We start from the raw sequence: 25,504 nt of genomic DNA, 5'->3' as shown, positions 1-25,504 counted from the left end.
GCCTCCCCCCACGCGCCTTTGGTGCCACCGCCCTGCTCCTTCGACTTTGACAAGCGAACAAATGAGGGTTGAGCCCGGGTTGCACCCGGGCTTGCGGCTCCCCGCCCAGCCCCTGCGCTGCCGACATGGAACCTGCGCAGCCCGGTTCAACCTTCATTTGTTCGCTTGTCACCTCCCCCAAAGAGCGGTGGTGCCACAAAGGCGCGGGTGGGGAGTCTGGCGAGCCCCAGACTCCCCGCCCGCGCCTTTGCGCGCGCGACGCCAACGCGAACCAAGCCATTCGTTATGTAGTGAAGTACATTTCGAGGTCTTCCACGCCGTAGCACCCCCATGCGCCTCGCTGCCCGCCTGCTGACCGCGGCCTTCTCGGTCCTGACCCTCGGCGCCCATGCCGCCGACCTGACCGTCTCGGCCGCCGCCAGCCTCACCAACGCCTTCAAGGAGCTGGCCCCCGCCTTCGAGGCGCAGAACCCGGGCACCCAGCTGCTGCTGAACTTCGCGGCCTCCGACGCGCTGCTGGCGCAGATCGCGAAGGGCGCGCCGGTCGACGTGTTCGCGTCGGCCGACCAGGAGACCATGGACCGCGCGCAGGCGCAGCAGCTGCTGGCCGCCGGCTCGCGCCGCGACTTCGTCAGCAACTCGCTGGTGATGATCGCGCCATCCGACAGCACGCTGGCGCTGGCCGCGCTGGCCGACCTGAAGCAGCCCGGCGTCACGCGCATCGCGCTCGGCCAGCCGAGCGGCGTGCCCGCCGGCCGCTATGCGAAGGGCGCGCTCCAGGCCGCGAAGCTGTGGGCCGAGCTCGAACCCAAGGCCGTCTATGCGCAGAACGTGCGCCAGGCACTCGACTACGTGGCGCGCGGCGAGGCCGAGGCCGGCTTCGTCTACGGCACCGACGCCGCGCTGCTGAAGGGCAAGGTCAAGGTGGCGCTCACCGTGCCCACCGAAACCCCGATCCGCTACCCGGTGGCCCTCGTCGCCGGCAGTCCGAACCCGGCCGCCGCCCGCGCCTTCGCCGACTACCTGCTGTCGCCGGCCGGCCAGGCGGTGCTGGCGCGCTACGGCTTCCAGAAGCCGTGAACGCCGCGGAGTCGGCGTGGATCCCGCTCGCGCTGTCGCTGAAGGTGGCGGGCTGGGCCACGCTGATCGACCTGGTGCTCGGCGTCGGCCTCGGCTTCCTGCTGGCGCGCGGGCGCTTCCCGGGGCGCGAGCTGCTCGATGCGATCCTCACGCTGCCGATGGTGCTGCCGCCCACCGTGCTCGGCTACTACCTGCTGGTGCTGATCGGCAAGCGCGGCTGGCTCGGCGCCTGGCTGTACGAGCACTTCGGCATCCAGCTGATCTTCACCTGGCAGGGCGCGGTGATCGCGGCCAGCGTGGTCGCGCTGCCGCTGGTGCTGAAGGCGGCGCGCGCGGCCTTCGAGGGCGTCGAGCCGCAGCTCGAGAACGCCGGCCGCGTGCTCGGGCTGTCGGAGGCAGCGGTGTTCTTCCGCATCACGCTGCCGCTCGCGTGGCGCGGCATCCTGGCCGGGCTGCTGCTGTCGTTCGCGCGCTCGCTCGGCGAATTCGGCGCGACGCTGATGGTGGCCGGCAGCATCCCGGGGCGCACGCAGACGCTGTCGGTCGCGGTCTACGAGGCGGTGCAGGCGGGGCAGGACGGCGTGGCCAACGTGCTGGTCGCGATCACGTCGCTGACCTGCATCGTCGTGCTGCTGCTGGCCGGTCGACTGCTGCGGGGGAGCATGGTGCGATGAGCTTCGAGGTCGACATCCGCAAGACGGTCAGCAGCCCGCAGCGGCGCTTCGAGCTGCAGGTGCACTTCACGTCGCAGGCGCGGCGCACGGTGATCTACGGGCCGTCGGGCGCCGGCAAGACGCTGACGCTGCAGGCGATCGCCGGGTTGCTGCGGCCGGATGCCGGGCGCATCGCCTTCAACGGCGAGACGCTGTTCGACAGCGGCGCGCGCCTCCTGGTGCCGGCCCGGCAGCGCCGCTTCGGCTACCTGTTCCAGGACTACGCGCTGTTCCCGCAGCTGAACGTGCGGCAGAACATCGCGTTCGGGCTGCAGCGCGGCTGGCGCAACCCGCCACGCGACGTGGGCGGCGAGCCGGTCGAGCGCTGGCTCGCGGCGCTGGAGCTGTCGCCGGTGGCATCGCAGCTGCCGCACCAGCTGTCGGGTGGCCAGCGCCAGCGCACCGCGCTCGCGCGCGCACTCGTCAACGGGCCACGCGCGCTGCTGCTCGACGAGCCGTTCTCCGCGCTCGACCCGGCGCTTCGYGAGCGCACGCGCGACGAGCTGGACCGGCTGCTGTCGCAGATCGACATCCCGCTCGTGATGATCACGCACGACCCGGATGACCTGGGCCGCTTCGGCGAACAGGTGCTGCAGCTGCGCGAGGGAGTGGTCAGTGGCTGACGAACTGACCCTGGGTGCCGAGCTCACGCTGAACCTCGGCGGCCAGAGCCTGGCCGGCGCGCGGCGCATCGCGCTGCTGGTGGAGATCGCGCGGCTGGGCTCGATCACGCAGGCCGCGAAGGCGGCCGGCTTCAGCTACAAGGGCGCGTGGGATGCCGTCGAGCAGATGAGCAACCTGGCCGGCGAGCCGCTGCTGGAACGCAGCGCCGGCGGGCCCGGCGGCGGGCGCACGCGGCTCACGCCGCGCGGCGGGCAGCTGCTGCGCAATGTCGTGCTGATCCAGCAGGAACATGCACGTTTCGTCGAGCGGCTGAACCGCCAGGCGGGCGGCCTGGCCGGCGACTATTCACTGATGGAAGGGCTGGCGATGAGAACGAGCGCACGCAACCAGTTCGCCGGCACCGTGGTGTCGCTGCGCGGCGGGGCCGTCAATGACGAGGTCGAGCTCGAGGCGATCGGCGGGCTGCGCATCGTCGCGAGCATCACGCACGAGAGCACCGTCGAGCTCGGCCTTGCGGTCGGCGCGAAGGCGTTCGCACTGATCAAGGCCTCGTCGATCATCCTGATGGCCGACCTGCGCGGCGTGCGGCTGTCGGCGCGCAACCAGCTGAAGGGCGTGGTGTCGCGCGTCACGCCGGGCGCGGTGAACTGCGAGGTGGTGCTGGCGCTGGCCGGCGGCGGCGCGGTGGCGGCCATCATCACCAACGACAGCGCGCAGGCCCTGGCGCTGGAGGTCGGCAGTTCGGCCACTGCCGTCTTCAAGGCCTCCAGCGTGATCGTCGGCGTGTCGGCCTAGACCGACGGGATCACATCGACCTCGTCTCGCCGCCGTCGATGCGCAGCACCGTGCCGGTCATCCAGCGCGCGCCGGGCGACACGGCGAACGCGATCAGCTCGGCGATCTCGCCGGCCTCGCCGAAGCGGCGGATGCCGGCCTGTTGCAGGGCGGCCGCTTTCGCGTCGTCCGGCGTGAGGCCCTTGGCAGCAGCCATCCGCTCGATCATGCCGAGCCGCCGGCCCGTCATCACCGCACCGGGCGAGACGCTGTTCACCTGAACGCCGTCGGCGATGCCGCGCTCGGCGAAGGCCTTCGCGAGCGCCTCGATCGCCGCATTGATCGCGCCCACCGCCGCCATCGATGCCTTCGGGGCCTCAGCGGCGTTGCCCGAGATGAACACCACGCTGCCGCCGCTGGCACGCAGGGCCTCCCATGCGCGCAGCGTCAACCGGCGCGCGCCGTGAAACTTCAGCGCCATGCCGCTGTCCCATTGCGCGTCGGTCATCGCGAACAGGTCCAGGCCCGGCACCGCGCCGGCCACGTTGACCAGCGCATCGATGCGTCCGTGGGCCTGCAGCGTGGCGCCGACCACGGTGTCCGCGGCCTCGGGCCGGCTCAGGTCCGCGGCGACCACGAGGGCCTGCTTTCCCATCGCACGGATCTGCGTAGCCACGGCTTCCAGCGCGTCCTGGCGCTGTGCGCACAACACCACGCAGGCATGGTCCTTCGCGAGGCGCAAGGCGGTTGCCTTGCCGATGCCGGAACTGGCGCCGGTCACGATCACGACTGAATTCGACATGATGGTGCTCCTCAGGCGGCGCGGTGTTCGACCGCTTCGAGTATCAGCGAGACCACCGCGGCAGCGGCGGTGACCGCACCGTGAACCAGAACCACGCTTGCCTTTGCCATCGCATCCTCCATGCATAACCGCAAAAAATGAGGATCGCAGGTTATCTTCGTTGAAATAACCTGTCAACATTAGAATTGACGGTTATTGACTCGGACACGTCGAACCCACAAGGTGATGCCATGACGGATGCCAGACCTCCCGCGATGTTCATTGCCGATGCACTCGGCCTGGACTTTCTCAACTCGGTGGCGGTGCCGCTGGACACGCCGGTGGAGTACCTGGCGTCGGGCGAGGACCTGGTGGCCTGGTTGCGGCAGGCGGGGCTGGTGCCGGCAGCCGTGCTCGACGAGACCCTCGCCCATGCCGGCCCCGGCGAGCTGGATGCCGTCGCCGCGCAGGCGCGCGCACTGCGCGAGTGGTTTCGCGGCTTCGTGCGCGAACACCGCGGGCGGCGCCTCGATGCGCAGGCGGTGGCTCGGCTGGAACCGCTGAACCGGCTGCTGGCGCGCGACGAGGGATACGGGCAGGTGTGCGCAGTGCCCGGCCAGGAGGCGGACGCCGGCCTGCAGTGGCTGCCGATGCGGCGCTGGCGCTCGCYGGATGCGCTGCTGTTGCCGATCGCCCAGGCGATGGCGGAACTGCTGACCACGGCTGACTTCAGCCAGGTCAAGGCCTGCGAGGGGCCCGCCTGCACGCTGTTCTTCCTCGACAGGACGCGCGGCCACAAGCGCCGCTGGTGCAACATGGCCGTTTGTGGCAACCGGGCCAAGCAGGCCGCCCACCGGGAACGTCTCACGCAACGCGCGTAACTTCATCAGTGATGTTTGACAGGTTACTTCTGAGAAGTTAACCTGATCGAGCACATTTTTGTGGTTACTCGAAGGAGCAAGAGATGACGAGCGTGAGCTATCGGCGCGTGAGCGTGGGCGAGCATGAGGTGGCGTATCGGGAGGCCGGGCCGGCACAGGCCCCGGTGCTGTTGTTGCTGCACGGGTTCCCCAGTTCGAGCCACATGTTCCGGGACCTGATCCCGAAGCTGGCGGACCGCTACCGCGTGATCGCGCCGGACCTGCCCGGCTTCGGCCAGACGACCGTGCTGCCGCGCGAGCAGTTCGCGTACACCTTCGACAACCTGGCGCGGGTGATCGACGGTTTCACCGAACGGCTCGGGTTGACGCGCTACGCGATCTACGTGTTCGACTACGGTTCACCGGTCGGCCTGCGGCTGGCGCTGAAGCACCCGGAGCGCATCACGGCGATCGTCACGCAGAACGGCAATGCCTATGACGAGGGCTTGAGCGAGGGCTGGAATCCGATCCAGGCCTACTGGCGCGAGCCGAGCCAGGCCCACCGCGATGCATTGCGCGCGTTCCTGTCGCCGGAAGCGACGCTGTGGCAGTACACGCACGGCGTGGCCGATGCGAGCCGGGTGTCACCCGACGGTTACGGGCTGGACAACCACCACCTGGCGCGGCCGGGCGCGCACGAGATCCAGCTCGACCTGTTCCTCGACTACGCGAGCAACGTGGCGCTGTACCCGCAGTTCCAGGCGTACTTCCGCAAGCACCAGCCGCCGCTGCTCGCGGTGTGGGGACGGCACGACCCGTTCTTCCTGCCGGCGGGTGCCGAGGCATTCAAGCGCGACATCGAGGCCGCGCAGGTGCAGTTCTTCGACACCGGGCACTTCGCGCTGGAGACGCATGCCGCGGAGATCGCGGACGCGATCCGGGGCTTCCTCGCGAAGCTCGCCTGACGGCGCAGGCGGCTCTCGGGGTGCAGGGGCTACTTGCCCTTGCGCACCCGGCGCAGCTCGTCGACGATCAGCAGGATCGCGCCGAGCGTGATCGCGCTGTCGGCGAGGTTGAACGACGGGAAGAACTTGTCGGCCCAGTGCACCTGGATGAAGTCGACGACATAGCCGTGCAGCAGCCGGTCGATCACGTTGCCGAGCGCGCCGCCGAGGATCAGCGCGAGCGCCAACGCGAACATCCTCTGGCCGCCGTGGCTGCGCAGCATCCAGACGATGAAGCCGGCGGCCACCGCGCCCAGCCCGACGAAGAACCAGCGCTGCCAGCCCGACGCCCCGGCCAGGAACGAGAACGCCGCGCCGGTGTTGTGCACCCGGACCACGTTGAAGAACGGCGTGACGTGCACGCTGTCGCCGTACGCGAAGTTGGCGAGGATCAGCGACTTGGTCAGCTGGTCGAGCACGATGATGACGAGGGCGATGCCCAGCCAGGGGAGCAGCGAGGAACCTGTTTTCTTGAATGGCATGGTCAGTGGGAGCGAAGGCGATTCAGGGCAACTGCCGGGTCGCGGGCATTGTGAATAACAAGAGCGACGAATACCCGCTGCTCGTCGAACATATAGAACACCTTGTAGGGGAAGCGGCGAAGCACGGCTCTGTGAATGGCTGGGACGACTTCGGGAAAGGCCAGCGGGTTTCGACAGATTGTTCTCAGCAGCGTACCGATCGCCGCATTGAACTCGGAGCCCACTCCTTCGCTCTGTTCGTCGTACCACTGGCGCGCCGACCAGATATCGTCGAAGGCTTCCGGTGTCAGGACAAGCTCGTGCATCAGGCGTCGCGCATGCGCTTCTGGGCTTCCTCCCACGACATGCCACTGCCCGGATCGGCCTTGTAGCGCGCCATGCGCTCCTGGACGAGCGCAATGACCTCCGGCGATTCGGGCTGCGCGGACGATTCGGCAGCAATGCTGTCCCACAGCGCCTCCACGAGTTCGAGCCGCTCGGCGACGGGCAGTTTGAACAATGCGGCGTACTGCGACAAAGGGTTCATGGCGCGCTCCTGGAAGGGAATCAGGCGACTGTACGCGGCTCGCCCGAACCGTACAGGTTGCTTGTGCACCGTCCGCAGATCGTCGGATGCTGCGCATCGCTGCCGACGTCGTCGCGGTAGTGCCAGCAGCGCTCGCACTTGGTCGCGGCCGACGGCGTCACGGCCACCGCCAGCTCCGCACCCTCGGCGATCCGCGCCTGCGACGTGATCGTCACGAAGCGCAGGTCGTCGCCGAGCGACGCGAGCAGCGCGTGGTCGCCGGCGGCCGCGGTGATCAGCAGTTCGGCCTGCAGCGACGAGCCCACCTGGCCCGCGCTGCGCAGCGCCTCGATCTCCTTGTTGGCCACGTCGCGGATCTCGCGCAGGCGCGCCCACWTCGCGAGCAGCGCCTCATCGGCCCAGGCCGCGGTGTCGCTGAAGGTCTCGATGAAGATCGACGCCGACTGCCCCGGCGCGAACACCTTCCACGCCTCCTCGGCGGTGAAGCTCAGGAACGGTGCCATCCAGCGCAGCATCGCGTGCGTCACGTGCCACAGCGCGGTCTGCGCACTGCGCCGGGCCAGCGACTTCGGCGCGGCGGTGTAGAGCCGGTCCTTCAGCACGTCCAGCCAGAACGCGCCCAGGTCCTCGCTGCAGAACACCTGCAGCTTGGCCACCACCGGGTGGAACTCGTACACCTCGTAGTGCTTCAGCACTTCGGCCTGGAACTGCGCCGCGCGCGCCAGCGCATAGCGGTCGATCTCGAGCATCTGCGCCACCGGCACCGCATCGGTCGCCGGATCGAAATCGCTGGTGTTGGCCAGCATGAAGCGCAGCGTGTTGCGGATGCGGCGGTATGCGTCGACGACGCGCGCCAGGATCTTCTTGTCGATCGCGAGGTCGCCCGAGTAGTCGGTCGCCGCGCACCACAGGCGCAGGATCTCGGCCCCCATCTCCTGCACCGAATCCTGCAGCGAGATGAAGTTGCCCAGGCTCTTGCTCATCTTGCGGCCCTGGCCGTCGACCGTGAAGCCGTGCGTCAGCAGGCCGCGGTACGGTGCATGGCCTTCCATCGCGCAGGCGATCAGCAGCGACGAGTGGAACCAGCCGCGGTGCTGGTCGTGGCCTTCCAGGTACAGGTCGGCCTCGGGGCCGGCTGCCCCGTTCGGCCCGCCGGTGGTGCCCGGCTGGCTGCCCACCTTCTCGTTGAGCACGTGGAAGAAGGTCGAGCCCGAATCGAACCAGACGTCGAGGATGTCGTTGCTCTTGATGTAGTCGCCGGCCTCGGCGCCCAGCACCTCGTCGACGGTCAGCTTCGACCACGCCTCGACGCCGCCTTGCTGCACCACCTCGGCTGCGCGGTCGATCAGCGCCATCGTGTCGGGGTGCAGCTCGCCGGTCGCCTTGTGCAGGAAGAACGGCAGCGGCACGCCCCAGTTGCGCTGGCGGCTGATGCACCAGTCGGGCCGGTTCGCGATCATGTCGTGCAGCCGGGTCCGCCCGTTCTCGGGGAAGAAGCTGGTCTGGCCGATCGCCTCGAGCGCGGTCTGGCGCAGCGTCTTCGGCGCCTTGTCCTTCGTGAACACGCCGTCGCCCTCGTCCATGCGCACGAACCACTGCGCCGCGGCGCGGTAGATCACCGGCGTCTTGTGGCGCCAGCAGTGCGGGTAGCTGTGCGTCAGCTTCGAGGTGGCGAGCAGCCGGCCGGCGTCGCGCAGCGCATCGGCCACCAGCGGCGCGGCCTTCCAGATGTGCTGGCCGCCGAACAGCGGCAGCGTCGCCTCGTAGACGCCGTTGCCCTGCACCGGGTTCAGGATGTCGTCGATCGCCAGCCCGTGCTCGCGGCAGGAGTTGAAGTCGTCCACGCCATAGGCCGGCGACGAGTGCACGATGCCGGTGCCGTCGTCGGCGGTCGCGTAGTCGGCCAGGTACACCGGGCTCACGCGGTCGTAGCCGGGGTCGACGTGGGCCAGCGGGTGGCGGAAGGTGATGCCGTCGAGGTTCTTGCCCAGCGTGGTGGCGAGCACGGTGCCGGTGAGGCCGTAGCGCTCCAGGCACTTGTCGACCAGCGCCGCGGCCAGCAGCAGGATGCCGCGCTCGGTGTCGACCAGCGCGTACTCGAGCGCCGGGTTCAGGTTCAGCGCCTGGTTGGCGGGGATCGTCCACGCGGTGGTGGTCCAGATCACCGCGAACGCGTCCTTCGCGAGCGACGGCAGGCCGAAGGCGGCGGCCAGCTTCGCGGGCTCGGCCGCGAGGAAGGCGACGTCGACCGTCTGCGACTGCTTGTCGGCGTACTCGATCTCGAACTCGGCCAGCGACGAGTGGCAGTCGAAGCACCAGTAGACCGGCTTCAGCCCGCGGTACACGAAGCCGCGCTCGATCAGGCGCTTCAGCACGCGGATCTCGTTGGCCTCGTTGCCGAAATCCATCGTGCGGTACGGGTGGTCCCAGTCGCCCAGCACGCCGACGCGCTTGAAATCGGCCATCTGCTGCGCGATCTGCTCGCCGGCGTAGCTGCGGCTCTTCGCCTGCACGTCGGCGCGTTCGAGGTTGCGGCCGAAGGTCTTCTCGATCTGGTTCTCGATCGGCAGGCCGTGGCAATCCCAGCCCGGCGTGTAGCGCGCGTCGTAGCCGGCCAGCTGGCGCGCCTTGACGATCATGTCCTTCAGGATCTTGTTGGCTGCGTGGCCGACGTGCAGCGTGCCGTTGGCATACGGCGGGCCGTCGTGCAGCACGAAGCGCGGGCGGTTCACGCGGGCGTCGCGCAGCTGCTTGTAGATGCCCTGGTCGCTCCATTCCTTGATCCAGCCCGGTTCGCGCTTGGGCAGGTCGCCGCGCATCGGGAACGGCGTGTCGGGCAGGTTGAGGGTGCTTCGGTAGTCCGTGGTCTTGTCGGTCATGGCTTTGCGCGCCGCGCGGCGCGTCTCGAAGGCAGGGTGCCGGCGCCTGGGCGCCGGGGCTCGCGAAAGGAAGGGGAGGAGCGGCGAGCGTTAAATTCGGTCGCGCGTGGTCTGGCGGCGTTGCGCGGCGTACGAGGCGAGGCACACGCGGGCGTCCTGCACGTCCTGCTCGATCGCCGCCGTCAGGGCTTCCAGCCCGTCGAAACGGGCCTCATCGCGAAGTTTGTGCAGCAGTTCCACGCGGACGAGTTTACCGTAGGCCCCCTCGGCCCCGAGGCGTGCGGGCCAATCGAGGCAATGCACTTCGAGCAGCACCCGGCCGGCGTCTTCCACCGTCGGGCGCACGCCCAGGCTCGCGACGCCGTCCAGCGGCTGTTCGCCCAGGCCGTGGGTGCGCACTGCGTAGATGCCCATCGCGGCCGACTTGGCATGGGCGAAGCGCAGGTTCAGCGTGCGGAACCCCAGCTCGCGGCCGAGCTTGCGGCCGTGCACCACGTGGCCGCTGATGCTGTAGCTGCGGCCCAGCAGCGATTCGGCCTGCGCCATGTCGCCGTCGGCCAGCGCCTGGCGCACCGCCGAGCTCGACACCCGCAGCCCGTGCACCTCGTAGCTCTTCATGCGGGCGACGTCGAAACCCTGCGCCGGGCCGGCGGCATCGAGCATTGCGTAGTCGCCGGCCCGCTTCGCGCCGAAGCGGAAGTCGTCGCCGACCAGGATGTAGCGGGCGCCCAGGCCGCGCACCAGCATGTCGACGATGAAGGCCTCGGGCGACAGCGACGCGAGCGCATGGTCGAAGCGCAGCACGACGACCTGGTCGATGCCGCAGCGCTCCAGCTCGGAGAGCTTGTCGCGCAGCGTCGCGATGCGTGCCGGCGCAAGCTCCGGCTTGCCGGCGGCGCGGGCGAAGTAGTCGCGCGGATGCGGCTCGAAGGTCATCACGCACGAGGGCAGCCCGCGGTGCTGCGCCTCGTTGCGCAGCAGCGCCAGCATGGCCTGGTGGCCGCGGTGGACGCCGTCGAAGTTGCCGATCGTGAGGGCGCAGGCATCGGCGATGCCGGGATGATGGAAACCGCTGAAGACGCGCATGGGCGGGCATTATCCGTCGCGGCGCAGCGGGCCGCTCGCGGTGCCACCCCCCTTGGATCAGCGCTTGCGCTCCAGCTGTTCCCGCTCCGCCGCGCTGACCCAGCGCCACGCACCGCTCGGTACGCCTTTCAGCGTCAGCTCGCCGAAGTCGCTGCGGTGCAGGCCTTCCACCCGGTTGCCCACCGCGGCCACCATGCGCTTGACCTGGTGGTACTTGCCTTCGGTCAGCGTGAGCCGCAGCGTGGTTTCGCCAGTCGCCTCGCAGGCCGCGGCGCGCACCGGCGCCGGGTCGTCGTCGAGCACCACGCCGGCCAGCAACTGCGCCACCTGCCCGGGCGTCACCTCGTGCTTGGCCGTCACCTCGTAGACCTTCGGCACATGGTGCTTCGGCGAGGTCAGGCGGTGGATCAGCGTGCCGTCGTCGGTCAGCAGCAGCAGGCCGGTGGTGTCCTCGTCGAGCCGGCCGACCGGCTGCACGCCGCGGTTGCGCAGCGGCGGGGGCAGCAGGTTCAGCACGCTCGGATGGTGCTTGGGCTTCTGCGAGCATTCGTAGCCGGTCGGCTTGTGCAGCAGCACCAGCGCCTTCTCGTGGAAGCGCCAGTCGCGGCCCTGCACCGTGAACACCAGGCCCTCGGTGTCGACCTCTTCGGCCGGCTCCTCGATGACCCGCCCGCCGACCGACACCAGCCCGTGCCCGATCAAACCCTCGCATTCGCGGCGCGTGCCGAAGCCCTGGGAAAACAACACCTGCGACAAGCGCATCGACGATCTCTTTCGTTCAGGAATGGAGTTCGAGCAGCACGATGTGCCCGCCGGCGCACGGCCAGGCGCGGCCGACGATGCGCTCGCCGTTGAATTCTCCGGCCACCGCGCGGCCTGCGGTGTCGGTGACCTTCACCGCGGCCAGCGACAGGCCCGGCACGCCCGGCGGCAGCCCGGCCGGTGGATGGCCGTCGAGCAGGATGCGATCGCGCGGCACGCCGAAGTAGCCGCGCGGGCGGCTCAGCTGCACCAGCGAGAGTGCCTCGCGGTCGGGCGCCGGCGCGGCCACCGGGTCGGCGTCGGCGTCCACATCGGCCAGGCGCATCGCGCGCAGGTGCACCAGCGACGACGAGCGCGCGAACGGCGAGCGGTAGAGGTGCGTCGTGTCGTGGCCGGCGGCGGTGATGACGAACTCCAGCGGCGTGCGCGGGTCGGTCGCGAGCGGTCCCCAGGCGCCGTCCGGGCCGACGGTGTGGCGGTACAGCGGCGCACCGATGCGTTCGCCGGTGTCCGGATCGGTGGCGTGCACCTCGACGGTGGCACCGGCCAGCGGCAGGTTGTCGGGCACCGCGGCCTGCGGGTGCAGGCCGGAGACGGTGCCGGAGAGCTCGATCGCGGTGTCCGCGGGCACCGGCTGCACGGTGCCGGGCGTGCGGCCGGTGAGAAAGCGCCACATCGCGTCGAAGGCGGCCGGGCCGAAAGAAGTCTCACGGTGATCGATGCAGGCGATCACGACGTTGTGCGCTCCGCGCAGCGCCGGGCCGTCGGCATCGACGCCGGTCGGCCGGCCCGGCGCGCCGATCCACAGGCCATCGGGTTGCGCGTACTTGTCGAGGCCGTCGGAGCGAATCGTCATCCAGCGCGGGCCGGGCGTCGTCTCGTCGGCACCGCTGCCGTTCAGGCGCTGCAGGAACGGCCCGGCGCCGTTGAACTCGTTGCCCGGCCGGAAGCCGGCATCGGCCCACACGCCGTGGTTCGGCGTGCCACCGAGGATGGCGTGCGATACGCGTGCTGCGCCGCCGTTGGCGATGAAGTTGCGCACCGCGAAGCCGCCGCGCGAGTTGGCGATCAGCACCACCCGCGCCACGCCATGCCGGCGGCAGGCCTGCTCGACCGCGTCGGCCACGCAGCGCCGCGCGTCGTCGCTGGAACTGCGGCCGGGCTGCGCGATGCCGTCGTCGTCGCGTGCCAGCGGGCAGGGCATGTCGATCGCCTGCAGCCGCTCGCGCGGCCAGCCGTTGCTCTCGAAGCGCCAGACGGTGGTCAGCCACAGCGCGGCGGTGTCGCCGTTGCCGTGCACGAAGACGATGGGTGGGAAGGCGCCGGTCGGGGTGTCGCTCATGCCGGCAGGCCCAGGTCGCGCGCGGCGGGATACGGGCCCCAGGCGGTGGCGGCCTCGATGGCGCGCACGACGGCCCGGGCCGTCGCCTCGGCCGCCATCGTGCCGAGCAAGGTGGGATGGGCGCTGCGGCCGCTGGCACCGGTGGCGAGCGCGAACAGCGTGTCGCCGTCACTCTGCGTGTGGACCGGGCTGATGCTGCGCGCGAGCCCGTCGTGCGCGGTCTGCGCGAGCTTGCCGGCCTGGGCCTTGGTCAGCACCGCATCGGTGCCGACCACGCCGATCGTCGTCGCGGCGCCGGCTTGCATCGGCTGCGGCAGTTCGCCGCGCAACAAGGCCTGCGTGGTGTCGAGCAGGCTGCGGCCGTCGGCGCTGCGCGCGCCGGCCAGCACGCGGCCGCTGCGCGGATCGATCACGTCGCCGACCGCGTTCACGGCGACCCACGCGCCGACCGTGATGCCGTCCACCGTGACGCAGGCGTGGCCGAGCCCGCCGCGCATCGCGCGGCCGAGCCCGAACAGCTTGCCGACCAGCGCACCAGCACCGGCGCCGACGTTGCCCTCGGCGCAGGGCGCGTCGCTCGCCGCCTTGCAGGCGGCGTAGCCGGCATCGGCATCGGGGCGGATGCGGCCGTCGCCGACCGACAGGTCGAACAGGATGGCGGCCGGCACGATCGGCACGCGGTGCGGGCCGACCGGGTAGCCGATGCCGCATTCCTCGAGCCAGCGCATCACGCCGCCGGCTGCATCGAGCCCGAACGCGCTGCCGCCGGCCAGCAGCACCGCGTGCACGTGCTCGACGGCGTTGAGCGGCGACAGCAGGTCGGTCTCGCGCGTGCCCGGCGCTGCACCGCGCACGTCGACGCCGCCGACCGCCCCTGCAGGTGCGAGCACGACGGTGCAGCCGGTGGGCCGGCGCTTGTCGGTGAAGTGGCCGACGCGCAGGCCGGCGACGGCGCTCAGGCCTGGTGTGGGATGCATCGCTGGGAAGGGGCGGGGATCAGCGATTATGAAACGGCTGGTGGATCATTGATGACACACCCACTCAGTTGCAACAGTCTGCGCAGATTGGCGGGTGGCGACAGGCGGCGTGATACACCGTGCGCAGTCCCGATGCGACCGAAGCGACCGTGTGGGCTTGCCCTTTGCAAGAACCTGCCTGTCGCATTCRCTCCGTCCGGACCCTCAGGGCCGGAGAAGAAAAAAGAGCACACGGGCTCAAGCCCCGTCGGAGGAATGCATGGAGTCGATGCGTAACGATGGTTCGTCAGCGAACACTCGGCTGGCCCTTCACGCCACTGCCAGGCGGCTGCATCGGTTGAGGCCGGCTTGGCGGCAGGCCAGCCTTGCGCTGCTGGCCGCCACCACGTTGGTCGCCGGATGCGGCCCTTCGTCTGATGACGGCCCGGCGCCGACACCCAGTTCCGGCTCGACACCGACGCCGGCACCGGCACCGGCACCAGCACCAGCACCAGCACCAGCACCAGCACCAGCACCAGCACCAGCACCAGCACCTGCACCTGCACCTGCACCTGCACCTGCACCTGCGCCCGCACCGACGCCAGCGCCCGCACCCGCACCCGCACCCGCACCCGCACCCACGCCCTTGCCCATCACGATCGCGCCGCTCGGATCGCCGCGCATCCTGATCTCCGATGCGCCGACGCTGACCCGCCTGCGCACCGCGCTGACCAGCAACACGGCGTCGGCGACGCGCTTCAAGAACATGGTCGATTCGCAGATCGCCGGTGCCGACATCTATCTGTTCGGCCCCTGGCAGGCGGCGCTGTTGTCCCAGGTGACGGGCAAGGCGTCCTACTGCCAGTACGCGGTCGACCAGACCGAGAGTTTCGTGAAAACCGAAGAAGCGCTGATCAACAGGAATGCGGCTGCAACGGTGGCTGGCGACAGCTACCTCGATGTCGGCGGCACGATCGGCAACATGGCGATGGTGTACGACTGGTGCCGCTCGCAGATGACGGCGGCCCAGCGCACGCGCTGGGCCACCTACGGCAACCAGGCGGTCTGGAACGTGTGGAACCACACGCAGGCCAGATGGGGCACCACCACCTACGCCTGGAGCGGCTGGTCGGTCGACAACCCATCGAACAACTACTACTACTCGTTCCTGCGCGCGACCATGCTGCTCGGCCTCGCCACCTACGGCGAAAACACGCAGGCCTCGACCTGGCTGGACAAGTTCCGCACCGAGAAGATTGCCAACCAGCTCGTGCCGACCTTCACCCGCGATCTGCAGGGCGGTGGCTCGCGCGAAGGCACCGGCTACGGCACGGCGATGAACGGCCTGTTCGACCTCTACCACCTGTGGGAAAAATCCACCGGCGAGCGCATCGCAGACGGCACCCCGCACACGCTCGCATCGTTCGACAAGTTCATGCACGACATCGTGCCGACCCTGGACCGCATCTCGCCGACCGGCGACCATTCGCGCGACTCGACGGCCGCGCTGTTCGACTACCACCGCCAGTACCTCGAGGTGCTGTCGCGCCTGTACCCGTCTGACGTGATGGCGGGCGTCTCCAAGTCGCTGCTGGCGCAGTCGTCGGTACCGCGCATGGCGAATGCCTTCGAGTACTGGGTCGACTACCTGTACGACCAATCCGACATCGCCGCACAGCCGCTGAGCCGCCTGCCCACCGCCCACTGGGGCAGCGGCACCGGCCAGTTCTCGATGCGTTCGGCCTGGGCCGGCGATGCCACCTATGCCAACCTGATCTGCGGCCCCTACACCGAGAGCCATGCCCACCACGACCAGGGCAGCTTCGTGATGTTCAAGGGCAATTGGCTCGCCTTCGATGAAAACATCGATTCGCACTCGGGCCTGGCCCAGTACGAGACGCCGCACAACCTGGTGCGCATCGAGCAGAACGGCAAGCTGGTGGAGCAGACCTACAACGCCAGCTGCGCGATGCAGGCCCTGGCCGACACGCCCGTCTACGCCTATGGCCTGGCGCGGGTCACACCGATGTACGGCGGCAAGGCGGTGGTGGCGAAGGTGGAGCGCGAGTTTCTGTTCATCAAGCCCGCCACGCTCGTGATCCTCGACCGCGTGCAGACCACCGGCAGCGGCATCAGCCGCATCTGGACGCTGAATCTGCCGGGCACGCCCACGCTCTCGGGCGACCGCATCACGGCGATGAGCGGCAGCAACCAGCTCGACGTGGTGCGCCTCGCTCCCACCGGGCTCGCCTCGCAGGCAATCTCGTGGCCCACGGTCGATGACGACATGAATGCCGGCTCGCGCGTCGACGTGGCCGATTCGAACGGCAACGCGTCGGTGTTTCTCAACGTGCTGGGCGCGGACCATGCCTTCACTGCGGCGACCCGCTCCGACGCGGCCGGCCAGACCGGCGCACAGATCACGCTGGCCAACGGCAGCGTGGCGACCGCGCGCTTCAGCACCGACGGCACCGGTGGCACGCTGGAGATCCGCAACCAGGCAGGCAGCGTCACCTTCAGCGGGGCGTTGCCGACGACCGTGCAGGCACCGCCCCGGCTGGCCAACTGAGTCATGCGAGGCCTTCGCGGAACGATACCGACGCTGAGCGGGCTGTTCGCCGCCGTGCTGTTGCTGAGCGCATGCGGCAGCGGCGCATCGGATGACGCGCCCGCGCCCGCGCCATCGACATCACCACCGATCGGCGCGCCTGCACCGGCGCCCGCACCCGCACCCGCACCCGCACCCGCACCCGCGGAGGCCTGCTTCTCCGACCCCATCGAGCCGATCTGGAACGAGAGCGGAGCCAGCGCGACACGCATCAAGAGCCCCGCGCCGCACATGCACTTCACGGCCGGCGCGCCGCTGCGCATCCTTGCCGATGCGCGAGATCCGAATGCCTACCTGTGCCCACCCGGGCACCCGCCCTACGTCTGCCCCGGAACCCGGGAGAACTTCTATGTCGATGGGCAACTGGTCGGCGTGGCCTTGCCGAGTGCCACCGATTTCAACCTCTGGGAGCTGCGCCTGCCCGCCGGCCTCCCGCAGGGCGAGCATGTGCTGACCGTCGGCCATGTGCCGTACGACCCGGCCACCGGCGCCGGCGGCAGGCAGGTCGACGGGCCGACCCCCATCACCATTCACATCGATGCCCCGCCCGTGCACGGCGTCACGGTCACGCTCACGCAAGACCTGGTGCTGAGCGGCTCGGCCGACCTCGACTGGACGGACAAGACCGTCATCGGCAATGGCTTCAAGGTGCTTGCCGGCGCGGGCTACTCGGGCCGCGTGCACATCCAGAATGCGCATGTCAGCGGGCTGGGCCGCTTCAGTGCCCTGGGCATCGACATCGCGACCACGGGCTCGGTGGCGATTCAAGACTCGGTCTTCGAGGCCACCGGGGCGATGCGCTTCAGCGCCCAGGGCAGTGGCACGATGACGGTGAAGAACAACGAGCTTCGCGCCAACAACCTGATCACCTATGTTTCGAGCGACCCGTCGGTGCCGGTCGTCCTCGAGCTCGCCGGCAACACGTCCGGCGGCAAGGTCTTGCAGGGCAACCGCGTCGGTGGCGGCATGCTGCGCGTGAGTGGCAACGGCTGGCAGATCGGTGGCCTGCTTGCAGGGCAGGGCAATGTCCTGATGGGGGTGAGGGCGGTGCTGCAGCTCTACGACTCGTCGAACGACATCGTGCAAGGCAACTACCTGCTGCACGACTACCACGGCGGGTTCAGCCAGGGCTTCAATCTCTGGTTGCAAGGCAGCTCCGGCAACGAGCTGGCCGAGCACAACGTGGTGCATGGCGGCTCGTGGCCGATCCAGAATTTCGGCGGCGAGTTCCGCTACAACCTGGCCATCGACAGCGGGCACAATTTCTGGCGCGGCTCGGCGAGCGGCACCCGGATTCACCACAACGTCTTCGCGCATGCCAGCGGCACCAACACCCAATACGACGGCGCCATCATGGTCTACGGCGGAGAGAGCGGCCTCGACATCCACAACAACAGCTTCGATGCCGGTGGTTCGGCCGGTGCCTACGACGCGCCGGTGTTCAACATCGGCGCGGGCTCGGTGTTCACCTCCATCCGCAACAACCTGTTCACCGCGTTCAGCGAGGTGCCAGCCAGTTTCGGCAAGGCCCTGGTATCGACCGACAGCGGCGCCGTGGCCAGCCCGCGGGTGATCTCGGCAGACTACAACGGCTGGTTCAATCCGCTGGCGCCGAATTCGGCGCGCTATCTGCCGGGCATGGTGCAGAACCCGGCGGGGGTGCACGACGTGCAGGCGAACCCCAGACTCTCAGGCCAGGCCGAGGTGCCGTACCGGGTGTCGAAGGGCTGCGTCTGGCTGGGCCTGTACACGACAGGGCAGGTCCTGTCTCGCTACCGGCAGATCTACCGGCCCGCCGMCGGCAGCCCGCTCATCAATGCGGGCAACCCCGCCGATGGCGCCGGYACGGCCATCGGGGCGGTCGGCGCCGACGACAGCCACCCGATGGATCTGTTCGGCCGCGTCGTGCCCTAGGCGAAGACGCCGGCCGTGTCCTGCATGCGATCGGACACTTCGCCCAACTGGTGCAGCGTGTCGCCGAAGCTCAGCTCCATCACCGTCAGCCGCTTGAAGTAGTGGCCAGCGATGTACTCGTCGGTCACGCCGATGCCGCCGTGCAGCTGGATGCACTGCTGGCCGACGAAACGCATCGAGACGCCGAGCTGGTACTTGGCCTGCGCCAGCGCGCGCCGCCGCGCCCCGGCCGGCTCGTTCATCTTCAGCGTCGCGAAGTAGCTCATCGAGCGTGCCAGCTCGAGCTGCATCTTCACGTCGGCGATGCGGTGGCGCAGCGCCTGGAAGCTCGCGATCGCGACGCCGAACTGCTTGCGCGTGTTCATGTACTCGACGGTCACCGCCACCAGCTGGTCCATCGCGCCGACCGCCTCGGCGCAGAGCGCGGCGATGCCGATGTCGACCGCGTGTTCCAGCGCGCCATGGCCCTCGCCGGCGGCCACCAGCAGCGTGGCCGGCGCATCGGCCAGCGTGACCTCGGCCGCGCGCGCACCATCGGCGGTGCCGTAGCCGCGCGTCTTCACGCCGGCGGCACGGCGCTCGACCAGGAACAGCGCGATGCCCGCCGGATCGTCGACCGCACCCGACACGCGGGCCGGCACGATGAACGCATCGGCCAGATCGCCGGCCGGCACGAGGCTCTTCGCGCCGTTGAGCGTCCACGCGCTGCCGGCCGCCTTCGCTGCGGTCTCGACATGCGCCAGCTTGAAACGCGCCCCGCGCTCCTGGTGCGCCAGCACCACCAGCGCATCGCCGCCGGCGATCTTCGCGAGCCAGCCGTCGACCGCCGGCTGCGGCGCGCAGGCCGACAGCACGCCGCCAGCCATCAGCGCGCCCTGCGCATAGGGCTCCAGCACCAGGCCGCGGCCCAGTTCCTCCATCACCACCATCGCGTCGGTCGGGCCGAAGCCCATGCCGCCGTGCGCCTCGGGCACGAACAGGCCGGTCAGCCCGAGGTCGGCCATCTCGCGCCACGCCTCGCGCGAACAGCCGCCGTTCTGCACGATGCGCTTGCGCCGCTCGGCGTCGTAGCCCTTGGCGACCCACTTGCGCACCGAGTCGCGCAGCATCTCTTGATCGTCGGAGAAGTCGAAGTCCATGGTGGTGTCCGTAGCCCGGATGCCATTCCGGGCAATTTTGATGGGGATGCGCAGCAATCCCGGATTGGCATCCGGGCTACCCGAGAACCGTCTGCGCGACGATGTTGCGTTGCACTTCGTTGCTGCCGCCGTAGATGGTTGTCTTGCGCACGTTGAAGTAGGTCGCGGCCAGCGGCGCGCAGTACGCCGCGCCGACGTGGTCACCCTGCCAGCCGGCCTCCATCGCGTCGTGGATGAAGGGCACGCTGTACGGCCCGGCCGCCAGCATCAGCAGCTCGGTCAGGCGCTGCTGGATCTCGCTGCCGCGGATCTTCAGCAACCCGGCCACGTCGAGCGACTGCTTGCCGGACTTTTCAGCGCTCAGCACCCGCAGCACCATCATCTCCAGCGCGACGATCTCGACCTCCAGCTTCGCGATCTCGTCGCGGAAGCGCACGTCGTCGTAGACCTTCTCCGCCTTCGCGATGCGCTTGAGACGCTCCAGCTCGCGCTTCGAGCGGTTCACGTCGGCGATGTTGGTGCGCTCGTGCGCCAGCAGGTACTTGGCGTAGGTCCAGCCCTTGTTCTCTTCGCCGACCAGGTTGTCCGCCGGCACCTCGACGTCGTCGAACCAGACCTCGTTGACCTCGTGCTCGCCGTCCATCGTGATGATCGGGCGCACCGTGATGCCGGGGCTCTTCATGTCGATCAGCAGGAAGCTGATGCCGGTCTGCGGCTTGCCTTCAGTGCTGGTGCGCACCAGGCAGAAGATCCAGTCGCCGTACTGGCCGAGCGTGGTCCAGGTCTTCTGGCCGTTGACGATGTAGTAGTCGCCGCGGCGCTCGGCGCGGCACTTCAGCGACGCGAGGTCGGAGCCCGAGCCCGGCTCGCTGTAGCCCTGGCTCCACCACACCTCGCCGCTCATGATGCCGGGCAGGTGGCGCTTCTGCTGCTCGGGCGAGCCGAAGGCCATGATCACCGGCGCGACCATCACCGGACCGAACGGCACGACGCGCGGCGCACCGGCCAGCGCGCACTCTTCCTCGAACAGGTGGCGCTGGATCGCGTTCCAGCCCGGGCCGCCGAACTGCGTCGGCCAGGCCCAGCCGTGCCAGCCCTGCTGGCCGAGGATCTTCGCCCAGCGCTGCAGATCGTCCTTCGACAGGCGCAGCGCGTTGTGCACCTTGTGGCTGATGTCCTTCGGCAGGTGCTCGGCCACCCAGCCGCGGATCTTCTGTCGGAAGGCCTGCTCTTCGGGCGTGAAGTTCAAATCCATCGTCGTGTCTCCTGTGCGCCGCGTTTTAGCACGGTCGTGCGTTTACGGGATGTCCCTGCGGCGACAACGGGCCTACCGATAATCCCGCGGTGACTTCTTCCTATCGATCCACCGTGGCCGCGCTGGCTGCCGGCCAGCTGGTGAGCTGGGCGGCGCTGTACTACGCATTCTCGTCCTTCGTGCTGCCGATGCAGCAGTCGCTGGGTTGGAGCAAACCCGTGTTGATGGGCGCCTTCACGCTGGGCCTGGCGGTGTGGGGCGCGAGCAGCTATGCGGMCGGCGCCGCGATCGACCGCGGCCACGGGCGTGGCGTGATGACGCTCGGCGCGGTGCTGGCCGGTGCCGGTTTCCTGCTGTGGTCGCAGGTGGCGCAGCCGGCCACGCTGTACCTCGCGTGGGTGCTGCTGGGCGCGGCGATGGCAATGATCCTGTACGAGCCGGCGTTCACCGTGCTGACCAAGCGTTTCCCCGAACGCTACCGCGACGGCATCACGTCGCTGACGCTGGTGGGCGGCTTCGCGAGCACGCTGTCGTTTCCAGCGGTGGCCTGGCTGGTGAACGCCTGGGGCTGGCGCGTCGCGTTGGCGGTGATCGGCGCCGTGCTGCTGCTGGGCGTGGCACCGTTGCACGCCTGGGCGCTGCGCGGCAGCGATCCGCCGCAAGCGCCGCGCGGCACGCACGACGCCGCCGACGATGCGACGCTGCACGAGGCCCTGCGCCACCGCGCGTTCTGGCTGCTCACCGCCACCTTCACGCTGTACTCGTTCGCGGCGGCCACGCTGTGGGCGCACGTCATGCCGATCTTCGCGTCGAAGGGGCGCAGCGAGGTGCAGGCGCTCGCGGTGCTGACCTGGATCGGGCCGGCGCAGGTGGCGGGGCGCTTCGTGTTCCTCGCCTTCGGGCGCCGCGTCACGCCGCGCGGGCTGGGCCTGGCGGTGCTGGGCGGCCTGCCGCTGTCGTTCGCGATCTTCGCGCTGGCCGAGAACCTGGCGGCACTGATCGTGTTCGCGGTGCTGTTCGGCATCGCCAACGGCCTGGTGACGATCGTGCGTGGCAACCTGGTGCCCGAGTACTTCGGCCGGGCGCACGTCGGGCGCATCGGCGGGGCGATGTCGGCGATCGCGCTGTTGTCGCGGGCGGCTGCGCCGGTGCTGACGGCCTGGCTGCTGCTGGCGCTGCCCGGCTACCGCGAGCTGCTGCTGATGCTGGCGGGGCTCGGCGTGGTGGCGCTCGTGAGCTTTGCCTTCGCCAAGCCACCCCAGTGAGGGTCGGCTCTACGGCTTCTTGTCCAGCGTCATCGTGTCGTTGTCGCGCTTCATCTGGAAGCGCGACAGGAAGCTGTTGCCGAGCAGCACCTGGCTCATCGACGCCGGCAGGACGACGGCCTCGACGTTGAACACCTGCACGTCGCCGATGCGCACCGAATTCAGCGTGAGGCGGTAGGCCGGCACCGAGCCGTTGGCGGTGTTGACCATGCCGCGCTGGCCGTCGCGGTACTTCAGGCCGATCGCATCGGCTTCCGACTGGGAGATGCTCACGGTGGTGGCGCCGGTGTCGACGACGAACACCACCGCCTTGCCGTTGATCGAGCCCTGCGAGTAGAAATGGCCGCCCGGACCGACCGGCAGCACGATGCGGCTGCCGCCGCCTTCGACCGGCGCGGCGCCCAGGCTGACCTGCACGCCGCCGAGCCGCAGCTGCTGGCGCTCGCCGCCGACCTCGACGACGGCCTCGCCGCCCGACATGCTGATCAGCTTGACGCCCTGCACGGTGCTGCCGACCGTGACCGTGCGCGGTGCGCCGTTGATCATCAGCAGCGCCTTGTTGTCGCCCAGCGCGCCGCTCATCGAGACGGTCTGGGCGGAGGCGGCCGCAGCGAGCAGCGCGCCGGCCGCCAGCGCGGCGGCGACGAGAGCGCGGCCCATCAGTCGCGGAAGTTGTCGAAGCTCAACGGCGCGTCGGTCACTTCCTTGCGGATCAGCGCCATCGCGGCCTGCAGGTCGTCGCGCTTGGCGCCGGTGACGCGCACCGTGTCGCCCTGGATCGCGGCCTGCACCTTCATCTTGCTCTGCTTGATCAGCGTCTGGATCTTCTTCGCGGTGTCGCTGTCGATGCCGTTCTTGACGGTGATCAACTGCTTGACCTTGTCGCCGCCGATCTTCTCGATCTTCGCGCTGCGGTCGAGGAAGCGGATGTCGACGCTGCGCTTGGTGAGCTTGGCCAGCAGGATGTCCATCACCTGGCCGATCTGGAAGTCGCTGTCGGCGTAGACCGTCAGTTCCTTCTCTTTCAATTCGACACGGGCGGACGAGCCCTTGAAGTCGAAACGGGTGCCGATTTCCTTGGCGGTCTGGTCCACGGCATTGCGCACTTCGACGAGATTGGGGTCGAGTACGGCATCGAAGCTGGGCATGGTCGGTAGTTCCTCTCTGGATCGGCGAAAATTCTCGCATGCAAATCGAATCGGGCGTCAGCCTGAAACCCTACAACAGCTTCGGATTGCCGGCTGTCGCACACACTTTGGTGCGCATTGCCAGCGATGCGGACGTGCGACGCGTCGTCGACCACCCCCAGCTCGGCCGCGCGCCGAAGTTCGTGCTGGGCGGCGGCAGCAACATCGTGCTGACCCGCGACATGCCGCAGGTGGTGCTGAAAGTCGAGGTCAAGGGCCGCGCGCTGGTGCGCGAAACCGACACCGCGTGGATCGTCGAGGCCGGGGCCGGCGAGAACTGGCACGAGTTCGTCGCGTGGACGCTGTCCCAGGGCTGGCCGGGCCTGGAGAACATGGCGCTGATCCCGGGCACGGTGGGTGCCGCGCCGGTGCAGAACATCGGCGCCTACGGCATCGAGCTGAAGGACCGCTTCGAGTCGCTGGACGCGGTCGACCTGGTCACCGGGCGCGGCGTCACGCTGGCGAGCGGCATCTGCGCCTTCGGCTACCGCGACAGCGTCTTCAAGCATTCGCTGGCCGGCCGCAGCGTGATCACGCGGGTGCGTTTCCGCCTGCCGAAGCCGTGGCAGCCGGTGCTGGGCTACCTGGAGCTGGAGCGCAAGATGGCCGAGACCGGCATCGGCGCGCCGAGCTCGCAGCAGGTGTTYGACTGGGTCTGCGCGATCCGCCGCGCCAAGCTGCCCGACCCGGCCCAGGTCGGCAACGCCGGCAGCTTCTTCAAGAACCCGGTCGTGACGCCGGAGCAATGCCGCGACATCATCGGCCGCGACCCGGAGATCGTGCACTACCCGATGCCCGACGGCAGCGTGAAGCTGGCGGCCGGCTGGATGATCGACGCCTGCGGCTGGAAGGGCAAGAGCATCGGCCGCGCCGGCGTCTACGAGAAGCAGGCGCTGGTGATCGTCAACCGCGGCGGCGCGATCGGCTCCGAGGTGGTGACGCTGGCGCGCGCGATCCAGGAGAGCGTGTACGGGCGCTTCGGGATCCGGCTGGAGCCGGAGCCGGTGGTGGTGTGAGCGGGCGGCCCGCGCCGTCAGACTCGCCCGAGGTTCGCCATGAAGGCACGCGCTCCGGCCTCCCGGTTGCGCTGGAGCAGCGTGGCGATCGCCTCACCCTGGGGAGGACTCAGTGGCGTATTGCCGAGGTCCAGCGAGATCAGCGATTCGTTGGCCCTGATGGCCATGATCACCTCGTCGACGAACGCCGCGTCGAAGCTGGCGCCGGGGAACGAGAGCGACTTCAGCTTGCACGCTGGATCCTGCAGCGCGTCCACCAGCAGGTCCTGTAGCGTCTCGGAGTCCGCTATGAGGCCACCCAGGGTCAACGATGAGAGGGACCGATTCGCGCGTATCGCGTCGCCCAGCAGCCTCAGTCTCTCGGCAGACCAGGGCAGGGTCAGCCAGGCTGATTCCGCCTTGAGGTGTGTTGACAGTGCGTCGCGCAGTGCGGGCATCCACGCCTCGTTGCCGGCAGGCTCGTGCGTCAGGCGAATGCTCAGCCCGGACAGCGACTTGGTGCGTGGTGTGGCGTGCGAGAACAGCCGGACCAAGGCGCCGGAATCGGGCGGGTTCGCATCGGATGCGTAGAGTTCAAGCCGGTCCAGGCCGTTGCTGTGGGCCAGCGCGTCGGCGAGACGCTCGGCCTGCTCGGGCGTCGACGGGATCGGCAGTTCGATGCCCTTGATCTGCGGGCAATGGGGCAGCACGCGGATGAAGAACCCGAGGTTTTCCGGGGTGATGTGTCCGCGCTCGAATTCGAGTTCGACGCCGTCGCCGCGGAAGCGGTTCACGTCGGCGGGCTGAACGCAGGCGTCGTAGGTTTTGGCAACCAGCCGGAACGGGTCGAAGAGATCGTTGTCCGCACACCAGCAGAGCACGAGCTGCGCGTCGGCAGCCTCCATCGCCGGATTCGGAATGGTCGCGTCGCGCTGGAAGTCGCGCACACACGCTTGTTCCTGCGACGTGTCGAACGTGGCCATGCCGGCGATCAATCGCTCTGTCTGGGTCGCGGCAGCGGGGTTGCCCGACCGGCCGGGAACGAAGTGGCGCGGCGGGGATGCGTCGAGGGTGCGTTTCATGATGGCTGAGTGGCACGCCGCCGCTTCAGGGTTCCAACATGGATGACGCATCGCGCCAGCGCGCCGCCGCCTGCCCGCGCGTCTGCGCCCCCAGCTTGTCGAGGATGTTCGCGACATGCCGCTTCACCGTGTGCGGGCTCAGGTCGAAGGCTCGCGCGATCAGCTTGTTGCTGTCGCCGGCGGCCATGCG

Annotated in this window: 26 protein-coding genes; 10 read left to right on the top strand and 16 right to left on the bottom strand. The window is 69.3% G+C overall.

From position 1 onward, the window contains the following. The first annotated feature begins 330 nt into the window (after positions 1–330). Genes modA through AC1DXV_RS13515 form a run of 4 tightly spaced genes read left to right on the top strand, consistent with a single transcriptional unit; the run spans position 331 to position 3,212 of the window. The gene (gene modA, locus AC1DXV_RS13530) at positions 331–1,080 is read left to right on the top strand and encodes a molybdate ABC transporter substrate-binding protein (protein WP_477934001.1); all 750 of its coding nucleotides are present in this window, start codon (positions 331–333) and stop codon (positions 1,078–1,080) included. After that, the gene (modB, locus tag AC1DXV_RS13525; RefSeq protein ID WP_477933999.1) at positions 1,077–1,754 is read left to right on the top strand and encodes a molybdate ABC transporter permease subunit; all 678 of its coding nucleotides are present in this window, start codon (positions 1,077–1,079) and stop codon (positions 1,752–1,754) included. The genes modA and modB overlap by 4 nt, the downstream gene beginning before the upstream one ends. Then, positions 1,751–2,416: an ABC transporter ATP-binding protein gene (locus AC1DXV_RS13520; protein WP_477873237.1), complete on the top strand. Its 666-nt coding sequence runs from the start codon at positions 1,751–1,753 to the stop codon at positions 2,414–2,416. The genes modB and AC1DXV_RS13520 overlap by 4 nt, the downstream gene beginning before the upstream one ends. Next, positions 2,355–3,212, top strand: a complete 858-nt coding sequence (locus AC1DXV_RS13515) for a TOBE domain-containing protein (RefSeq protein ID WP_477933997.1) — start codon at positions 2,355–2,357, stop codon at positions 3,210–3,212. The genes AC1DXV_RS13520 and AC1DXV_RS13515 overlap by 62 nt, the downstream gene beginning before the upstream one ends. A gap of 10 nt (positions 3,213–3,222) precedes the next feature. On the opposite strand, the gene AC1DXV_RS13510 is transcribed toward AC1DXV_RS13515, so the two are convergent. Beyond that, positions 3,223–3,993 (bottom strand): SDR family oxidoreductase, encoded by a 771-nt coding sequence (locus tag AC1DXV_RS13510; protein WP_477933995.1) that lies wholly within the window; start codon positions 3,991–3,993, stop codon positions 3,223–3,225. Positions 3,994–4,223: 230 nt separating this feature from the next. On the opposite strand from AC1DXV_RS13510, the gene AC1DXV_RS13505 reads away from it, so the two are divergent. Continuing rightward, entirely contained in the window at positions 4,224–4,853 is a 630-nt protein-coding gene (locus tag AC1DXV_RS13505; protein WP_477933993.1) for a CGNR zinc finger domain-containing protein, read from the top strand. 83 nt (positions 4,854–4,936) lie between these two features. Further along, a complete protein-coding gene (locus AC1DXV_RS13500) occupies positions 4,937–5,797 on the top strand; it encodes an alpha/beta fold hydrolase (protein WP_477867577.1) in 861 nt (286 codons plus the stop codon). Positions 5,798–5,826: 29 nt separating this feature from the next. Here AC1DXV_RS13500 and lspA read toward each other — a convergent pair whose 3' ends face one another. The 9 genes from lspA to AC1DXV_RS13455 all read right to left on the bottom strand — a co-directional run bounded on the left by lspA (position 5,827) and on the right by AC1DXV_RS13455 (position 14,447). Next, complete coding sequence (lspA, locus tag AC1DXV_RS13495) at positions 5,827–6,318, bottom strand: signal peptidase II (protein WP_477867575.1); 492 nt, start codon at positions 6,316–6,318, stop codon at positions 5,827–5,829. Between the two features lie 2 nt (positions 6,319–6,320). Beyond that, positions 6,321–6,623: a type II toxin-antitoxin system RelE/ParE family toxin gene (locus AC1DXV_RS13490; RefSeq protein ID WP_477867573.1), complete on the bottom strand. Its 303-nt coding sequence runs from the start codon at positions 6,621–6,623 to the stop codon at positions 6,321–6,323. Next, positions 6,623–6,844 carry an addiction module protein gene (locus AC1DXV_RS13485; RefSeq protein ID WP_477867571.1) on the bottom strand — a complete coding sequence of 74 codons (222 nt, stop codon included), beginning with the start codon at positions 6,842–6,844 and terminating at the stop codon, positions 6,623–6,625. The genes AC1DXV_RS13490 and AC1DXV_RS13485 overlap by 1 nt, the downstream gene beginning before the upstream one ends. A 20-nt stretch (positions 6,845–6,864) precedes the next feature. Further along, positions 6,865–9,723: an isoleucine--tRNA ligase gene (gene ileS / locus AC1DXV_RS13480; protein ID WP_477933991.1), complete on the bottom strand. Its 2,859-nt coding sequence runs from the start codon at positions 9,721–9,723 to the stop codon at positions 6,865–6,867. Positions 9,724–9,813: 90 nt separating this feature from the next. Continuing rightward, entirely contained in the window at positions 9,814–10,809 is a 996-nt protein-coding gene (locus AC1DXV_RS13475) for a bifunctional riboflavin kinase/FAD synthetase (RefSeq protein ID WP_477933989.1), read from the bottom strand. 57 nt (positions 10,810–10,866) lie between these two features. Continuing rightward, a complete protein-coding gene (locus AC1DXV_RS13470) occupies positions 10,867–11,571 on the bottom strand; it encodes a pseudouridine synthase (RefSeq protein WP_477872356.1) in 705 nt (234 codons plus the stop codon). A gap of 16 nt (positions 11,572–11,587) precedes the next feature. Then, positions 11,588–12,913, bottom strand: a complete 1,326-nt coding sequence (locus AC1DXV_RS13465; protein ID WP_477872358.1) for a twin-arginine translocation pathway signal — start codon at positions 12,911–12,913, stop codon at positions 11,588–11,590. Beyond that, positions 12,910–13,890 (bottom strand): P1 family peptidase, encoded by a 981-nt coding sequence (locus tag AC1DXV_RS13460; RefSeq protein ID WP_477933987.1) that lies wholly within the window; start codon positions 13,888–13,890, stop codon positions 12,910–12,912. The genes AC1DXV_RS13465 and AC1DXV_RS13460 overlap by 4 nt, the downstream gene beginning before the upstream one ends. A gap of 26 nt (positions 13,891–13,916) precedes the next feature. After that, positions 13,917–14,447, bottom strand: a complete 531-nt coding sequence (locus tag AC1DXV_RS13455; RefSeq protein WP_477933985.1) for a hypothetical protein — start codon at positions 14,445–14,447, stop codon at positions 13,917–13,919. A gap of 68 nt (positions 14,448–14,515) precedes the next feature. Here AC1DXV_RS13455 and AC1DXV_RS13450 point away from each other — a divergent pair, with 68 nt between their 5' ends. Both AC1DXV_RS13450 and AC1DXV_RS13445 read left to right on the top strand, forming a co-directional pair. Then, positions 14,516–16,438 (top strand): hypothetical protein, encoded by a 1,923-nt coding sequence (locus tag AC1DXV_RS13450; RefSeq protein ID WP_477933983.1) that lies wholly within the window; start codon positions 14,516–14,518, stop codon positions 16,436–16,438. 3 nt (positions 16,439–16,441) lie between these two features. Next, positions 16,442–18,391 (top strand): right-handed parallel beta-helix repeat-containing protein, encoded by a 1,950-nt coding sequence (locus AC1DXV_RS13445; protein ID WP_477933981.1) that lies wholly within the window; start codon positions 16,442–16,444, stop codon positions 18,389–18,391. Here AC1DXV_RS13445 and AC1DXV_RS13440 read toward each other — a convergent pair. Beyond that, positions 18,388–19,530: an acyl-CoA dehydrogenase family protein gene (locus tag AC1DXV_RS13440; protein ID WP_477933979.1), complete on the bottom strand. Its 1,143-nt coding sequence runs from the start codon at positions 19,528–19,530 to the stop codon at positions 18,388–18,390. The two genes, AC1DXV_RS13445 and AC1DXV_RS13440, sit on opposite strands and share 4 nt — an antisense overlap. Before the next feature lie 76 nt (positions 19,531–19,606). Continuing rightward, positions 19,607–20,785, bottom strand: a complete 1,179-nt coding sequence (locus AC1DXV_RS13435) for an acyl-CoA dehydrogenase family protein (RefSeq protein WP_477933977.1) — start codon at positions 20,783–20,785, stop codon at positions 19,607–19,609. Positions 20,786–20,874: 89 nt separating this feature from the next. Between AC1DXV_RS13435 and AC1DXV_RS13430 the strand changes: the two genes are divergently transcribed. Next, positions 20,875–22,050: an MFS transporter gene (locus tag AC1DXV_RS13430; RefSeq protein ID WP_477933975.1), complete on the top strand. Its 1,176-nt coding sequence runs from the start codon at positions 20,875–20,877 to the stop codon at positions 22,048–22,050. Between the two features lie 9 nt (positions 22,051–22,059). Here AC1DXV_RS13430 and AC1DXV_RS13425 read toward each other — a convergent pair whose 3' ends face one another. Next, positions 22,060–22,710, bottom strand: coding sequence for a retropepsin-like aspartic protease family protein (locus AC1DXV_RS13425; protein ID WP_477868500.1), 651 nt, complete (start codon positions 22,708–22,710; stop codon positions 22,060–22,062). Beyond that, the gene (locus tag AC1DXV_RS13420) at positions 22,710–23,198 is read right to left on the bottom strand and encodes a YajQ family cyclic di-GMP-binding protein (RefSeq protein WP_477868498.1); all 489 of its coding nucleotides are present in this window, start codon (positions 23,196–23,198) and stop codon (positions 22,710–22,712) included. Before AC1DXV_RS13420 ends, AC1DXV_RS13425 begins: the two co-directional genes overlap by 1 nt. Positions 23,199–23,236: 38 nt before the next feature. On the opposite strand from AC1DXV_RS13420, the gene murB reads away from it, so the two are divergent. Continuing rightward, positions 23,237–24,253 (top strand): UDP-N-acetylmuramate dehydrogenase, encoded by a 1,017-nt coding sequence (gene murB, locus AC1DXV_RS13415; protein ID WP_477868496.1) that lies wholly within the window; start codon positions 23,237–23,239, stop codon positions 24,251–24,253. Positions 24,254–24,270: 17 nt separating this feature from the next. Here the strand turns inward: murB and AC1DXV_RS13410 are convergent, their stop codons facing one another. Both AC1DXV_RS13410 and AC1DXV_RS13405 read right to left on the bottom strand, forming a co-directional pair. Next, positions 24,271–25,314 carry a leucine-rich repeat domain-containing protein gene (locus AC1DXV_RS13410; protein ID WP_477868494.1) on the bottom strand — a complete coding sequence of 348 codons (1,044 nt, stop codon included), beginning with the start codon at positions 25,312–25,314 and terminating at the stop codon, positions 24,271–24,273. Between the two features lie 25 nt (positions 25,315–25,339). Next, positions 25,340–25,501 carry a response regulator transcription factor gene (locus AC1DXV_RS13405; RefSeq protein ID WP_477934003.1) on the bottom strand — a complete coding sequence of 54 codons (162 nt, stop codon included), beginning with the start codon at positions 25,499–25,501 and terminating at the stop codon, positions 25,340–25,342. Between the last annotated feature and the right edge of the window lie 3 nt (positions 25,502–25,504).

The organism is Rhizobacter sp. P3_C12 (assembly GCF_056402735.1).
This window is presented reverse-complemented; position numbering and strand designations above follow the sequence as displayed.

Coding starts and splice junctions, on each gene's coding strand:
- AC1DXV_RS13405 (WP_477934003.1), bottom strand. CDS start 25,501: ATGGCCGCCGGCGACAGCAACAAGCTGATCGCGCGAGCCTTCGACCTG.
- AC1DXV_RS13410 (WP_477868494.1), bottom strand. CDS start 25,314: ATGAAACGCACCCTCGACGCATCCCCGCCGCGCCACTTCGTTCCCGGC.
- AC1DXV_RS13460 (WP_477933987.1), bottom strand. CDS start 13,890: ATGCATCCCACACCAGGCCTGAGCGCCGTCGCCGGCCTGCGCGTCGGC.
- AC1DXV_RS13465 (WP_477872358.1), bottom strand. CDS start 12,913: ATGAGCGACACCCCGACCGGCGCCTTCCCACCCATCGTCTTCGTGCAC.
- AC1DXV_RS13485 (WP_477867571.1), bottom strand. CDS start 6,844: ATGAACCCTTTGTCGCAGTACGCCGCATTGTTCAAACTGCCCGTCGCC.
- modA (WP_477934001.1), top strand. CDS start 331: ATGCGCCTCGCTGCCCGCCTGCTGACCGCGGCCTTCTCGGTCCTGACC.
- AC1DXV_RS13440 (WP_477933979.1), bottom strand. CDS start 19,530: ATGGACTTCGACTTCTCCGACGATCAAGAGATGCTGCGCGACTCGGTG.
- AC1DXV_RS13510 (WP_477933995.1), bottom strand. CDS start 3,993: ATGTCGAATTCAGTCGTGATCGTGACCGGCGCCAGTTCCGGCATCGGC.
- AC1DXV_RS13500 (WP_477867577.1), top strand. CDS start 4,937: ATGACGAGCGTGAGCTATCGGCGCGTGAGCGTGGGCGAGCATGAGGTG.
- AC1DXV_RS13435 (WP_477933977.1), bottom strand. CDS start 20,785: ATGGATTTGAACTTCACGCCCGAAGAGCAGGCCTTCCGACAGAAGATC.
- AC1DXV_RS13425 (WP_477868500.1), bottom strand. CDS start 22,710: ATGGGCCGCGCTCTCGTCGCCGCCGCGCTGGCGGCCGGCGCGCTGCTC.
- lspA (WP_477867575.1), bottom strand. CDS start 6,318: ATGCCATTCAAGAAAACAGGTTCCTCGCTGCTCCCCTGGCTGGGCATC.
- AC1DXV_RS13475 (WP_477933989.1), bottom strand. CDS start 10,809: ATGCGCGTCTTCAGCGGTTTCCATCATCCCGGCATCGCCGATGCCTGC.
- AC1DXV_RS13420 (WP_477868498.1), bottom strand. CDS start 23,198: ATGCCCAGCTTCGATGCCGTACTCGACCCCAATCTCGTCGAAGTGCGC.
- AC1DXV_RS13490 (WP_477867573.1), bottom strand. CDS start 6,623: ATGCACGAGCTTGTCCTGACACCGGAAGCCTTCGACGATATCTGGTCG.
- AC1DXV_RS13515 (WP_477933997.1), top strand. CDS start 2,355: ATGACCTGGGCCGCTTCGGCGAACAGGTGCTGCAGCTGCGCGAGGGAG.
- AC1DXV_RS13470 (WP_477872356.1), bottom strand. CDS start 11,571: ATGCGCTTGTCGCAGGTGTTGTTTTCCCAGGGCTTCGGCACGCGCCGC.